The following is a 14,020-nucleotide window of genomic DNA, read 5'->3' on the forward strand; positions in this document are numbered from 1 at the left end:
GCGAAGCCGAGCGTGTCGTGTTATGTGCGTTTGAACGTCGGGGCCCGATTGCTGCCGACCTCAGCCACAGACTACAATGCACTCCCCGAGTACGCGCGCGTCATGGCCGATTTCTCCAAGCGAATCGAAAAGGCGGAGAAGTACCTTCAGAAGGGCAAGACGGAGTCCGCTCTGGAGGAATACCTGGGGATCCTGGAAGACGATCCCAACCAGGACGGGGTGCGCTCTTCGGCTGCCGACCTGTGTCTGCAACTGAACCGCGCGGGCGATGCCACCAAGCTGCTGAGCGTGTTGTTCGAGCGCCAGGCCGGGATCGGCGACGTCTCCAAGGCCAACATCACCTACAAGAAGCTGCTGAAGGCCACCACTCCTACGCCGGAGCAGAGCCTGCGCTACGGCCAGCTCATGGAGAAGACCAGCAAGAAGGACGCCCTCGACGCCTACGAAGCGGCGGTCGGCAGCTTTACTTCCGCGGGGCGCAAGCAGGACGCGCTGGCAGCTTTGAAGCGCGTTGTCGCGCTCGATCCCAAGGTGGAGAACTACCGCCGCGAAGGCGAGCTGGCCACCGAATTGTTCGACATCAAGGCCGCCGCCGAAGCCTTCTTCCAGGCGGGCGAACTCGAGGCCAAAGCCGGAGACGGCAATCCCGGCGCCTGGTATGCGCGTGCTTTCACCACCGATCCCACCCTTCCGCATGCCGCGTTGGCGCACGGCAAGACGCTGCTGGCCAAGGGTGATGCCAAGGGAGCGGTGCAGGCGGTCGAAGCTCTGGCCACCGGCGCGGCGGCCTCGCCGGAACTGCGCGAAGCCTACTGCCGCGGTTTGCTCGCTTCCGGCCGGCCCCTGGATGCCGAGCCCTACGTCTGGGAGCTGCTGGACAAGGATCCGGCGCAGGCCGACGAAGTCGGCCGCATGATCGCCGAACTCATCAAGGCGGAGCAGATGGAGAAGGCCCTGGCTGCGGCCCATCGCCTGGAGGAGAACCAGACCAAGCACGATCGCCGCCGCGAATACGTGAACCTGATCAAGGAAGTCACGGACAAGCAGGCGCCGAGCGTGGAGTTCCTGGAATACCTGGTCGAGGTTTACAACGCCAACAACCGCGAGCAGGATTATTGCGCCACGCTGATCAAGCTGTTCCAGCTTTATTACGCCGCCGGCAACTTCATCAAGGCGGCGGATTCGCTGGATGCGGCGGCGGAAGTCGACGCCTACGAGCCCGGCCACCAGAAACGCCTGGAGATGCTGCGCGGCAAGATCGATTCCTCTCGTTTCAACGCCGTGGCCAACCGCTTTGCCGGGGCCGTCAAGGTGGACGAAGACAAGGCCGGCGCGCCCGCCGGCGGCATGGAAAGTGAAACCACCGTTCTCGACGACCTCATGCTGCAGGCGGAGATCTTCCTGCAGTACTCCATGCGCTCCAAGGCGGTGGAGCGGTTGGAGCGCATCCAGAAGCTGTTTCCGCGCGAAGAGGACAAGAACGAGAAGCTGCGCTCGCTCTACATGAACGCGGGCCTCCTGCCCAAGTACCCGAGCGGCGTCGGCGCCGTGGCGCCCGCGGTGCCGGCAGCGCCGGCTTCGGGAGCGCCGCCGCCCGGCCTGGCTCCGGCGGTCCCCGGCTCGTATGCGGCCGCGCCCAGCGCCAACGACGCGGCCGTGGACAACATCGCCCGGGTCACCGAGATTACCCGCAACATCTACCGGCAGGGCAACGTGAAGAGCGTGCTGTTCACCGCCGTCAACGAGGTGGGGCGCCACTGGAGCGCCAGTCGCTGCGTGGCCGGGCTGTGCACGCCGGGCAAGCCGCCCTCGGCCGCGCTGGAGTACTGTGCCCCCGGCGTCAAGCAGTCCGACGTTATGGCCATCGTCAAGCTCATCGGCACGCTGCAGGCCCTGGCCGTGGCCCGCGGACCGGTGCTCATCCCCAATGCGCCCGGCAATCCCGACCTGGCGGGAGTGCAGCAGTTCATCGAGGCGCTCACCATCCAGTCCATCCTGGCGGTGCCCCTCATGGATGGCGACGAGCACGCCGGCGTGCTCATCCTGGAGCAGTGTTATACGCCCCGCGACTGGCGGCAGACCGACGTGTTCGTGCTCAAGACCATCGCCGACCAGATGGTGCTGGCGGTGAACAACTCGCGCCTGCGCAGCCTGGTCAAGACGCTGGCCGTCACCGATGAAAAATCCGGCCTGCTGCGTCGCGCCTCCTACCTCGACGTGCTGCTCAGCGAGGTGAAGCGTTCCATCCAGCAGACCTCCACCGCCTGCGTCATGCTGCTGCAGTTCGCCAAGGCGGGACCGCTGGTGAAGGAAGTGGGAGAGCCCGCGGTGGAATCCATGATGACCCAGATCGGCCAGGTCATCACGTCGCACATCCGCCAGAACGACGTGGCCGTGCGCTACGACCTGACCACCATCGCGCTGGTCCTCTCGGACACCAACGAGAAAAACGCCTTCTTCGTGGTGGACAAGCTGCGCAAGGCGCTGGCCGGCGTGCGCCTGGCGGGCTCGGACAAGCCCTTGCCCATCACCACCGGCATCGCGGAACTTGTGATCCGTTCCAATTTCGATCCCATCGACGTGGTCACCGAGGTCATCAACCGCGTGGAGCGGGCCCTGGACGCGGCCCGCGCCGAAGGTGGCGACAAGGCCAACGCGCTGGCCGCCAAACTCGAGCCGGTGCCGGCGTAGGCGAGAGCCATGCACGGGATTTCGCGAGCAGCAGCCTGATCCACGGCCACGGCGCTGGTTGCTCCTCTGCGAGAGCCGCTGCTACACTCGATAGGTTGTCCCCTCAGCCTGAAGCTCGTCATAGGAATTCCTGATGCTGCAACCGACCGACATTGCCATCGTCAGCGGAGCGCGCACGCCCATGGGCCGCTATTGCGGCAAACTGCGCGACTTCACCGCCCAGGAATTGGGCGCGGTCGCCGCCAAAGAGGCCATCGGCCGCGCCGGCGTAGATGCCAAAGAGTTCGACCACGTGATCTTCGGCAACGCGCAGCAGACCTCCGGCGACGCGCTCTATGGCGCGCGCCACGTCGGCCTGCTGGCCGGGTTGCCGGTCGAAGTCCCGGCGCTCACCCTCAATCGCCTTTGCGGCTCGGGCATGCAGGCCATCGTCACCGCCACCCAGCTTATTCAACTGGGAGAAGCGAAGATGGTGCTGGCCGGAGGCATGGAAGCCATGTCGCAGGCCCCGCACGTCATCCGCGGCGCGCGCTGGGGATTCGGCCTGGGCGAAGGCCGGCTCGAAGATTCGCTCATGGTCGCGCTGCTCGACTCCTATTGCGGCTTGGCCATGGCCGGAACCGCCGAACTCTACGCCGAGCAGCAGGGCATCACCCGCCAGCATATGGACGAATTTGCGCTGCGCTCGCAGCAGCTTGCCGAGACTGCTTACAAGAGTTGTCGCATGAAAGAAGAACTGGTGCCGGTGCCGCTGAAGGACGCGAAGGGCCGGCCGACCGGCGAGATGTTCACCGAGGACGACCATCGCCGCCCGCAGACCACCCTCGAAGGCTTGGCCAAGCTGAAGCCTGCCTTCCGCAAAGACGGTGCGGTCACTGCGGGCAACGCCAGCGGCATCGTGGATGGCGGTGCGGCCGTGGTGGTGATGCCGCTCGCCGACGCCCAGAAGCGCAACCTCAGGCCGCTGGGCCGGCTAGTCAGTTGGGGCATCGCCGGCGTCGAGCCGAAGATCATGGGCTCCGGCCCCGTGCCCGCCACGCGCGTCGCGCTCAAGAATGCCGGGCTCAAACTCGACGACATGGACCTCATCGAGGTCAACGAGGCCTTCGCCGCGCAGTACCTGGCGGTGGAAAAAGAGCTCGGGCTCGATCGCGAGAAGGTCAACGTGAACGGCGGCGCTATCGCGCTTGGCCACCCGTTGGGCGCCACCGGCACGCGCCTGGTGCTGACCCTGCTCTACGAGCTCCGCCGCCGCAAGGGCAAGTACGGCCTGGCGACCGCGTGTATCGGGGGCGGACAGGGGATCGCCGTGATCGTGGAGAGTCTGCAAAAGTGATGCGGTTCACAATCGCTGCGCTGGCGGGCATGCTACTGTGCGTTTCGACAGCCGCACAGGATGCGCGTATCGAAGGTCGCTTGAAACGACCGTACGAAGCGAAGTTCTGGCCGGCCAAGGTTTTGCTTATCGACGTACAAACAGCGGAGGTGAGATCAACAACAGTCGAGGCAGAGCTGGACCGGTTCACTTTCGACGGCGTCAAACCCGGCGTGTACCACGTCGTTGCGGCTGGCATTAAGTGCTTTAAGGGCGTTCCCAGGGATGTCGTAGTGAAGGCCGGAGCCGTCCACAGGGTCACGGTAAAGCTCAAGTTTGACTCTCACCTCTGTGAAGTCGTGGTTGTCGAGTGACTTTTCAAAACTAGGAGTCTTTCATGGCTATCCAGAACGTAGGTGTGTTGGGCTGCGGCCTCATGGGTTCGGGTATCGCTCAAGTCACGGCGATGGCCGGCTGCGACGTCACCGTCCTCGAGGCCGAGCAGAAGTTCCTCGACAAAGGCTTCGCCGGCATCGAGAAGTCTCTGGCCAAGTTCGCGGAGAAGGGCACGCTGAAAGAGGCGCCCGACGCCGTCCGCGCCCGCCTGAAAGGCACGCTGAAGAAAGAAGACCTCGCCGGCTGCGACCTCATCATCGAGGCCATCATCGAGAACCTCGATGAGAAGCGGAAGATGTACGCGGCGCTCGACGCCATCGTCAAGAAAGACGCCATCTTTGCCTCCAACACCTCTTCGCTCTCCATCACCGAGTTGATGACCTCCACCCAGCGTCCGGAGCGCTTCATCGGCCTGCACTTCTTCAACCCGGTGCCGCTGATGAAGCTGGTCGAGGTCGTGCGCACCATCGCCACCGCGCCCGACGTCTACGAGTCCGCCTATCAGTTCGCGCTCAAGCTGGGCAAGGTCCCGGTGCGCGCCTCGGACAAGACCGGCTTCATCGTCAACCGTTTGCTGGTGCCCTATCTGCTCGACGCCATCCGCGCCTATGAAGAAGGTGTCGGCTCCATCGAGGACATTGACAATGCCATGAAGCTGGGTTGCGGCTATCCCATGGGTCCGTTCACGCTGCTCGACTTCGTCGGCCTCGATACCACCTACTACATCACCCACGTCATGTTCGACGAGTTCAAGGAGCGCCGTTTCGCTGCGCCGCCGCTGCTCAAACGCCTGGTGCTAGCGGGATGGTACGGAAAAAAGACCGGCAAGGGTTTCTACGATTGGTCGGACCCGGCGAAGCCGAAAGCCTCTTTTTGACGTCCCAACCAAAGGGAGAGACTGCTACACCAGCAATGCCGACAGTTTCGACGTAGTTCAATGAACCAATGAGTGAATGACAAAATGAGTCAATTTGAAAACATCCTTTACGAGAAGAAAGCTGCGATCGCGTACGTCACCATCAACCGCCCCAAGGTCCTCAACGCGCTCAACATGGCCACCATGGAAGAATTGCGCGCGGCGTTCACCCAGGCTCGTGACGACAGGGAAGTCCGTGTCGTCGTTCTCACCGGCGCGGGCGAGAAGGCCTTTGTCGCCGGCGCGGATATCAACGAGCTGGCCAGGCACAATCCCGTCGAGGCCAAGGAGTACACCCATCGCGGCCAGAGCGTGCTCGACCTGATGGAGAACCTGGGCAAGCCGGTCATCGCCTGCATCAACGGGTTCGCGCTCGGCGGCGGCTGCGAGATCGCCATGGCCTGCACCATGCGCCTGGCCAGCGAGAACGCCAGGCTCGGCCAGCCCGAAGTGAAGCTTGGCATCATGGCCGGCTACGGCGGCACACAGCGCCTGCCGCGCCTGGTCGGCAAGGGGCTCGCCATGCAGATCCTGCTGACCGGCGAGATGATCACCGCGCAGGAAGCCCACCGCATCGGTCTGGTGAACGAGGTCGTGCCGCAGGCGGAACTGCTGCCGCGCGCCGAGGCCATCGCGCAGAAGATCATCGCCAACGCTCCCCTCGCCCTGCAGTACACCATGGAAGCCGTCAACAAGGGCATGGAGATGTCGCTGCCTGAGGCCCTCTACCTCGAAGCCACACTCTTCGGCATGTGCTGCGCCACCGAGGACAAGAGGGAAGGCACGACCGCGTTTCTTGAGAAGCGCCCGGCGCAGTTCAAGGGCAAGTAACGGCTGGTGTTTGTCATCCTGAGCGAGGCGCAGTTGTTTCATGCCGAGCGAAGGATCTAGGCGCGCCGATTCGCAAGCCTGTCCCGAGCGAAGTCGAGGGAGTGCGCGAAAGGCGCGCATCCATATTTCCGCCGGAAACTGGAAACTCGAAACTCGAAACTGTATTCTCTGTGCCTCCGTGTCTCAGTGGTGAATTGTCATGATCAAGGCCGTCCAGTTCGCCCATCTGGCCAAGTCCTCGAAGGACTTCGCAGCGCTCGTCGAAGTCTTCGACGCGCTCGGCCTGGAGCGCGGTGACGGGTGGGAGGAAAAGCGCTACCGTGGCGTCATCTTCCTTGCCCCGCAGGGACAATTGGGAGTCATGCAAGGCGAAGGCTTCCGGAGCGCGCACGTGCGCTTGGAAGTTACCGACGCCGACTCTCTCTACGAACTCGCCCGCCGCAAGAAGCTGCGTGTCGTCCAAAAGATCGAGAACACACCCTGGGGCGCCCGCTGGTTCACGGTTGAAGCCGGCGGGATTCGCATCGCCGTCTTCAGCCCTCCCGCAACCGAGCCTTCCGGTATGGCAGGGAAGCTGGACGCGCGCGGCAAGCGTTTCGGCATCGTAGTGAGTCGTTTCAATTCGTTCATCACAGAGCGTCTGCTCGCCGGGGCCCTCGACGCGTTGCACCGCACCGGCGCCCGCAAGCGCGACATTGAGGTCGCGCGCGTTCCCGGCGCCTTCGAAATTCCCGCCGCGGCTCGCTCCCTGGCTGCCACCCGGCGCTTCCATGCCGTGATCTGCATCGGCTGCATCCTGCGCGGCGAGACCTCGCACTATGAGCATCTCGCGAACGAGGTCACGCGCGGCATCGGGCAGTCGGCCCAGGAGACCGGCGTGCCGCACGCCTATGGCCTGCTGACCTGCGACACCCTCGAGCAGGCCATCGACCGCGCTGGCCTCAAGAGCGGCAACAAGGGCTTCGAGGCCGGGCTCTCGGCGGTGGAGATGGCGTCATTGAAAGCCGCGGTCAGACGCCAACGGTCACCCGTCACGCGATCGCGGAAACGACCCTCCAGGCGCCAACCATGAAGTCTCCGGCTCCCAGTCTCGGGTTTCCGCCCGGTGGGATCATGAAGTTCTCTCCGGGACTGATGCTGCCAACTGGCAACTGACCCATGGGCACGCGCAGAAAAGCACGCGAACTGGCGCTGCAGATGCTCTTCCAGCGCGATATGGGGCGCCAGACGCCCGATCAGGTGCAGCGCACTTTCTGGAACGAGCGCCCGGAGACCGACGCCTCCGTCCGCGCCTTTGCCGATAAAGTCTTCGCGCTCGCCAGCGAACGCGCCGTCGAGATCGACGCCCTCCTCGAGCAGCATGCCCGGCACTGGCGCATGGACCGCATGGCCGCCGTCGACCGCAACCTGCTGCGCGCCGGCGTGGCCGAGTTCCTGGCCTTTCCGGAGATTCCGCGCGCGGTGGTCATCAATGAGGCGCTGGAGATCGCCCGCCGCTACTCCTCGCCCGAATCCATCCATTTCATTAACGGCGTGCTCGACAGTGTGGGCCGCAGCCTGGAAGAATCGGGAGACCGGACTAAGGGGTCGGGGACCCGTTGACGGTTGGGTTGCCCCTTCTCTGAGAACTGAGAACTGCACATGCAGTGGACCGACGAAGCCCACGAGATCATCGACGACCTGCTGCTGGAACTTCCACTGCCGGTCCGTGATGGCGTGCGCCAGGCTGCCGAGTCACGCGCGGAAGTCTTGGCCGAAGAAGCTGGCGCTCCCCGCGTCGGCCTTGAGCTGGGCGTGCGCGCCTTCATTGAATCCACGCCTGCCGACTTGCGCCAGCGCCTCAAGCACACGCTCTCCTACAAGGGTCTCGATCCGGAAGATTACGAAGCCGCGTTCGGCAGCTGATCCGCCATCTTCCTGGGCGACCACAAGAAAGCCCTCGCTCCCGCGAGGGCTTGGTGTTTCTAGCCACTCACCACTAGCAACTAGCCACTGTTTTTACCGCGGCCTCACCCCCACCAGGTCGGGCGTGAACGCCACCGCGGGGCTTTGCCCGTTGGTGACCGGAATTTGCTGGGCGTCAATGCCGGTAGCTACGTCGATCCGGTGCACGGCATCATCGCTGCCGCCTACATAGACCTGTGAGCTGGTCAGGGTGGAGCCGCCGTTGAAGGCGGTGGCGCCGTTGGCCAGCGGGATCGTGGTTACAGTCTGGCCGGCCACGTCATACACCAGCAGGCTGGTGAGGTCGCTGGTCACGTAGGCTCGCGAGCCGTCGGGCAGAATGATGAGCTGCCGCGCGCTGAATCCGCCCTGGCCGAAGTCGCTCGAGGTGACGACGCTGCTCAATGAATAAGGACACGGGCCGCTGAAGGTCGGAACCACGGTGACGTCGTCGATCCCGGGGGAATCCACGGCCAGGACGCGCGAACCATTAGGCAGAGTCCGTATCAACGAAGGATCACCGGGCGTTGCTGCCGTGACCGCGGGTGAGTTGTCACAAGTGGCGTGCGCCGTAACCGAGGATGCAGCCCCTCCCGCCAGGTACAGGAACGACCCGCCGGGGACCATGGTCAGATCGGCGGCGGCCGCGCTCAAGGGGATGGCCTGCGGTACGGACACATCGGAGATCACGTGCAGCGTGTTGCCGGCTACGAGGAAAAGTTTGAAACCGTCGGGTGTGAACGCCGCCCCCGTGATGCCTGTGAAGCTGGCAGAGGTCACGGTGCTGGCGTTGCGATCGAGGATGCGCAATTGGTTTGCGCTGCCGTCGAAGATCGCTACCCGGTTCGCGTCGGGCGAAACGGCCAGCACTCGCCCCTGTGCGTTGGTGATTGTGTCGGCAATCCCGTTGGTCACCGCATCCACCTGCATCAGCCCGTTGGCCGAGCCCAGGAGCATAAGCGTCCCGTCTCGTGAGAACACCATGGAATTGGGCGTGTTCGGCAGATTCACCACCGTACCGGCCGTGTTGGTCGAGGTATCGATGGGAACCAGCGGCGTTTGCGTCCCGCCGCTGCTGGTGGCCGTTGTGCACGGAGCGGACGTCGAGGTGCAGGTCGCATAGACGCGTCCCGCGCCCGCGGTTCCGGTCACTGTGGCTGTCACTGCGTTGCTGTACGTCGCCAACGTCGTGTTCGGGTTGCATGCCGGCGGCGTGCAGTGGGCGGTGAGGATCGCTGTGCCCGGAGCTGCGCCGGTGGCCCGCAGCGTCACGGTAGACCCGGATATGGCGACGCTGACCGTTGCCACCGCCGGCGATGAACTCACCAGCGCAATGGGCAATCCCGTGACGGTCTGCCCCAGAGTGTCCACCACGTCCACCGCCAGGTCGCGGTTGGCGCTGGTCGCGATGCTGAACGAGGTGTCGGGAGCGCCGCTCACGTGCAGCGAGATGCTGGCGGGTGGGCAGACCGTGAAGGGCGCCGCCGGGCTGGTCGTGCCGCCCACCGAGGCGGTGATGTTGGACCTTCCCGGCAGTTCCGCGGTAGCCAGCCCATCCTCGTCGATGGTCACCTGCGGCGTGAGGCTGCTGCTCCAGGTGATGGGCCCCACGGTCGAAGTGATGTCATTCCCGCCCCCGAATACCGTCGCCGTGAACTGCTGCGTGTCGTCCTGCGATCTGCAATCCACCGCGGTGGGGGAGACAGTGATGTTGTCGATGACCACATGCACGAATACCGGCACCGCGGCGCTGGTGACCATGTCCGCAGTCGCCGTGATGGTGGTTTGGCCGACCGGGCTGGCCGCCGGGGTGCACACCACCGGGCTATCCAGCGAATCCCAGCTTCCTGCGCACACCAGGCCGTTCTTCGCTACCTGCACCAACGCAGTATTGGCGGAGGCGAAGGTGACGCTGTTGGCAAAGGTGGCGTTGCCGTCTGCGTCCAGCGGCCGGGCGGTAACCGCGGCCACCTGCCCGGGGGTTAAGGAGAGGCTCGAAGGGATCACATTCACGCTGGCAATGGGATTCGGGGTCGTCGTGCTGTTGTTTCCCCCGCCACAGCCCAGCAAAGCAACTCCGGAGAATACGGCCAGGAATAAGAAGAAGATAAGGACCGCAACCTTGCGCATGCATCCTCCCCGTCGACGGCTGCCTGTCGCCGACGGAATCCAGTCCCTTGCGGACGGAATCCATCAGTCTAGAGTCTGCCCCCGATTTCGGCAAGCCGGGCTGCCTCAGCGTTCTGGGTCAGGCACCGTTACCAGCGAATCGCTGCTTGGTTGACGCCTTCTCGTCCGGCTTGCTATATTCGTAAGGTTCCGCGAGTTCGGATAAGCCTGCCTGTTGCGCTTTGGCTGTGCTGTAGATGTTTTGCCCGAGGACCAGGAACACGGTCCGTTACCAGGGCACCCTCGCTGAAAGGTAACCTGCGCCGCCCGCCGCCATCGGTGGGATATGCAGGTTGCGGCCGTCGAAACGGAGTGCCAATCCTTCCCGGACCCGGCGCCACCGTCGTTCGGCCTTACGACACGATAGGAACCCAGACCCCCTGCGCGCGTTTGGTGCGCGCCGGGAAGCATGGACGGCCTGTGCCGGACCAGCCCTGGAAAAGGGTGGAAACCGAGGCGGCGGCGTGTGGCCGCGCCCAAGGAGTGGGAAAAGAGTGCCGACATTCAACCAACTGGTGCGGGTAGGACGCTCGCAGGTCCGCTACAAGACTGCCAGCCCCGCCCTGCAGGGTTCGCCGCAGAAGCGCGGCGTGTGCACGCGTGTCTATACCCAGACGCCCAAGAAGCCCAACTCGGCGCTGCGCAAGGTGGCGCGGGTCCGCCTGACCAACGGCATCGAGGTGACCACCTACATTCCCGGCGTCGGCCACAACCTCCAGGAGCACTCCATCGTGCTCATCCGCGGAGGCCGTGTGAAAGACCTGCCGGGCGTGCGCTACCACGTGGTCCGTGGAACGCTGGACACGGTCGGTGTTTCCGACCGCCGCCAGGGCCGCTCCAAATACGGTGCCAAGCGCCCAAAGGCCTGAGGAGAAGCATATGCCGCGTAAGGGGATGGTCCCCAAGACGGAAGTTGCGCCCGATCCGGTGTACGACTCGCCGCTGGTCCACAAGTTCATCAACTCGATGATGTGGGACGGCAAGAAGAGCACCGCCCAGGCCATCTTCTATGAAGCCATGGACAAGCTGGGCGCCAAAGGCGGCGACGAGCCCCTCAAGCTCTTCAAGAAGGCCGTGGAGAACGTCAAGCCGCTCCTGGAGGTCAAGACCCGGCGCGTGGGCGGCGCCAACTACCAGGTTCCGGTCGAGGTCAATCCTCACCGGCGCACCTCGCTCGCCATCCGCTGGCTCATCAGCTACTCGCGCGGCCGCGGTGAAAAGGGCATGGTGGACAAGCTGGCCAACGAGTTGCTCGACGCCGCCAACAACCGCGGCGCCGCCATTAAGAAGAAGGAAGACGTGCACCGCATGGCCGAAGCGAACAAGGCCTTCGCCCACTACCGGTGGTAGTCCGAGATAGAAAGGAAGAGACGTAGCTTTCTACGTCTCAGAGCGGAAAGCGCAAAGCGGAAAGCGAAGTCAACGTGCCACGCCAGATCCAACTCGACCACTGCCGCAACATCGGCATCATGGCGCACATCGACGCCGGTAAGACCACTACGACCGAGCGCGTGCTGTTCTACACCGGCCGCACCCATCGCCTGGGCGAGGTGCACGAAGGCACTGCCACCATGGACTGGATGGAGCAGGAACAGGAGCGCGGCATCACCATCACCTCCGCCGCCACCACCTGTTCCTGGCGCGACGTCCGCATCAACATCATCGATACCCCCGGCCACGTCGACTTCACCGCCGAGGTCGAGCGCTCCCTGCGTGTGCTCGATGGCGCCGTCGCCGTCTTTGACGCCGTCCACGGCGTCGAGCCCCAATCCGAGACCGTTTGGCGTCAGGCGGACAAGTACGGCGTCCCGCGCATCTGCTTCATCAACAAGATGGACAAGATGGGCGCCGACTTCGAGCACGCCGTCGACACCATTCGCAAGCGCCTGAACGCCCGCCCGGTTGCCGTCCAGCTCCCTGTCGGCCAGGAAGACAAGTTCCGCGGCGCCATCGACCTGTTCGAGATGAAAGCCATCATTTGGCGCGACGAGACCCTGGGCGCCGAGTACGTCATCGAAGAGATTCCCGAAGAGTTGCGCAAGAAGGCCAACGCCTTCCACAACCAGATGGTCGAAACCATCGTCGAGAACGACGACGACCTGCTGCACAAGTACATGGAAGGCGAGACCATCACTCCAGACGAACTGCGCCGCTCGCTGCGCAAGAGCACCATCGCACTCAAGCTCTTCCCGGTGATGTGCGGCTCCGCTTTCAAGAACAAGGGTGTACAGCCGCTTCTGGACGCCGTGGTGAGTTTCCTGCCTTCTCCTGCAGACATCCCTCCGGTCGAAGGCGCCGATCCGGAGTCCACACAACCGGCCTTTCGCAAGGCCGACGACAACGAGCCCTTCAGCGCGCTGGCCTTCAAGATCATGACCGACCCTTTTGTCGGCCAGCTGACCTTCATCCGCATCTACTCCGGCAAACTCAAGACCGGCGACAGCGTGTTCAATCCCGGCAAGAGCCGGCGCGAGCGCATCGGCCGCCTGCTCAAGATGCACGCCAACAAGCGCGAAGAGATCAGCGAGATCTATGCCGGCGACATCTGCGCCTGCGTAGGCATGAAGACCGTCACCACCGGCGACACCCTGTGCGACGAAGAAAAGCCCATCGTGCTCGAGTCCATCGAGTTCCCGGCCCCGGTCATCGCCGTAGCCGTCGAGCCCAAGACCAAGGGCGACCAGGAAAAGATGGGCGTGGCGCTCTCCAAGCTCGCCCAGGAAGACCCCACTTTCAAGGTCCACACCGATCCCGATAGCGGCCAGACCATCATCAGCGGCATGGGCGAGCTGCACCTGGAAATCATCGTGGACCGCATGATGCGCGAGTTCAACGTGCAGGCCAACGTCGGCAAGCCGCAGGTGGCCTACCGTGAGACCATCCGCAAGCCCGCCGAGGCGGAAGGCAAGTTTATCCGCCAGACCGGCGGTCGCGGCCAGTACGGCCACGTCAAGATTCGCCTCGAGCCCCAGGAGGCAGGCAAGGGCTACGAGTTCGTCAATGAGATCGTGGGCGGCGTCGTGCCCAAGGAGTACATCAAGCCCGTCGACCAGGGCATCCGTGAGGCCATGGAAGGCGGTGTCCTCGCCGGCTACGAGATGGTGGACGTCAAGGCCACGCTCTACGACGGCAGCTACCACGACGTCGATTCCAGCGAGATGGCCTTCAAGATCGCCGGCTCCATGGCCTTCAAGGAAGCCGCTCGCAGGGCCACCCCCGTGCTGCTCGAGCCGGTCATGTCGGTCGAGGTCGTCGTCCCCGAGGAGTACATGGGCGACATCATCGGCGACCTGAATTCGCGCCGCGGCCGCGTCGAGGGCATGGAGCATCGCGCCGGTTCCCAGGTCATCAAGTCGCACGTGCCGCTCTCGGAGATGTTCGGCTATGCCACCGATATGCGCTCGCGCACCCAGGGCCGCGCTACCTATTCCATGCACTTTGCGCGTTATGAGGAAGCCCCGCGTGCCGTGGCGGAAGAGATCATCGCCCGCGTGCAGGGCAAAGCAGTTTCGAGATGAGAGGGTTTGGATTTTCAGCTAGGAGCTAGGAGCTAGGAGCTACACATGGCGAAAGAGAAATTCGACCGCACCAAGCCGCACGTGAACGTGGGGACGATTGGGCACATCGATCACGGCAAGACGACGTTGACGGCGGCCATCACCAAGGTATTGCAGAAGCACAATCCGAAGATCGTGTTCCGCAGTTTCGACTCGATCGACAACGCGCCCGAGGAGCGGGAGCGCGGGATCACCATCGCC

At 64.0% G+C, this 14,020-nt stretch carries 13 protein-coding genes; 12 read left to right on the forward strand and 1 reads right to left on the reverse strand.

Features of this window, described 5'->3' with window-relative positions; genetic code table 11:
* Window positions 1–102 precede the first annotated feature (102 nt).
* The 8 genes from VLE48_09640 (at window position 103) to VLE48_09675 (ending at window position 8,054) form a co-directional block, all read left to right on the forward strand.
* Window positions 103–2,691: a GAF domain-containing protein gene (locus VLE48_09640; protein ID HSA93260.1), complete on the forward strand. Its 2,589-nt coding sequence runs from the start codon at window positions 103–105 to the stop codon at window positions 2,689–2,691.
* Window positions 2,692–2,824: 133 nt separating this feature from the next.
* The gene (locus VLE48_09645) at window positions 2,825–4,027 is read left to right on the forward strand and encodes an acetyl-CoA C-acetyltransferase (protein HSA93261.1); all 1,203 of its coding nucleotides are present in this window, start codon (window positions 2,825–2,827) and stop codon (window positions 4,025–4,027) included.
* Window positions 4,028–4,107: 80 nt separating this feature from the next.
* The gene (locus VLE48_09650) at window positions 4,108–4,380 is read left to right on the forward strand and encodes a carboxypeptidase-like regulatory domain-containing protein (protein HSA93262.1); all 273 of its coding nucleotides are present in this window, start codon (window positions 4,108–4,110) and stop codon (window positions 4,378–4,380) included.
* Between the two features lie 23 nt (window positions 4,381–4,403).
* On the forward strand, window positions 4,404–5,279 hold the full coding sequence (locus tag VLE48_09655) for a 3-hydroxyacyl-CoA dehydrogenase family protein (GenBank protein HSA93263.1): 876 nt from the start codon (window positions 4,404–4,406) through the stop codon (window positions 5,277–5,279).
* A gap of 84 nt (window positions 5,280–5,363) precedes the next feature.
* Window positions 5,364–6,149, forward strand: coding sequence for an enoyl-CoA hydratase-related protein (locus VLE48_09660; GenBank protein ID HSA93264.1), 786 nt, complete (start codon window positions 5,364–5,366; stop codon window positions 6,147–6,149).
* 199 nt (window positions 6,150–6,348) lie between these two features.
* A complete protein-coding gene (gene ribH / locus VLE48_09665) occupies window positions 6,349–7,221 on the forward strand; it encodes a 6,7-dimethyl-8-ribityllumazine synthase (protein HSA93265.1) in 873 nt (290 codons plus the stop codon).
* Between the two features lie 86 nt (window positions 7,222–7,307).
* The gene (gene nusB, locus VLE48_09670) at window positions 7,308–7,751 is read left to right on the forward strand and encodes a transcription antitermination factor NusB (protein HSA93266.1); all 444 of its coding nucleotides are present in this window, start codon (window positions 7,308–7,310) and stop codon (window positions 7,749–7,751) included.
* A gap of 39 nt (window positions 7,752–7,790) precedes the next feature.
* Complete coding sequence (locus VLE48_09675; protein HSA93267.1) at window positions 7,791–8,054, forward strand: DUF2621 family protein; 264 nt, start codon at window positions 7,791–7,793, stop codon at window positions 8,052–8,054.
* Window positions 8,055–8,147: 93 nt separating this feature from the next.
* Here the strand turns inward: VLE48_09675 and VLE48_09680 are convergent, their stop codons facing one another.
* Window positions 8,148–10,223: a hypothetical protein gene (locus VLE48_09680; protein HSA93268.1), complete on the reverse strand. Its 2,076-nt coding sequence runs from the start codon at window positions 10,221–10,223 to the stop codon at window positions 8,148–8,150.
* Between the two features lie 533 nt (window positions 10,224–10,756).
* Between VLE48_09680 and rpsL the strand changes: the two genes are divergently transcribed.
* From rpsL to VLE48_09700, 4 genes are all read left to right on the forward strand, one after another.
* Complete coding sequence (rpsL, locus tag VLE48_09685; protein HSA93269.1) at window positions 10,757–11,131, forward strand: 30S ribosomal protein S12; 375 nt, start codon at window positions 10,757–10,759, stop codon at window positions 11,129–11,131.
* Between the two features lie 10 nt (window positions 11,132–11,141).
* Window positions 11,142–11,612, forward strand: a complete 471-nt coding sequence (rpsG, locus tag VLE48_09690) for a 30S ribosomal protein S7 (GenBank protein HSA93270.1) — start codon at window positions 11,142–11,144, stop codon at window positions 11,610–11,612.
* A 74-nt stretch (window positions 11,613–11,686) separates the two neighbouring features.
* Entirely contained in the window at window positions 11,687–13,780 is a 2,094-nt protein-coding gene (gene fusA / locus VLE48_09695) for an elongation factor G (protein ID HSA93271.1), read from the forward strand.
* 45 nt (window positions 13,781–13,825) lie between these two features.
* A partial coding sequence (locus tag VLE48_09700; GenBank protein HSA93272.1) for a GTP-binding protein occupies window positions 13,826–14,020 on the forward strand: 195 nt, incomplete at its 3' end.

It is taken from the genome of Terriglobales bacterium, from assembly GCA_035454605.1.
Taxonomy (GTDB): domain Bacteria; phylum Acidobacteriota; class Terriglobia; order Terriglobales; family Acidobacteriaceae; genus DATMAB01.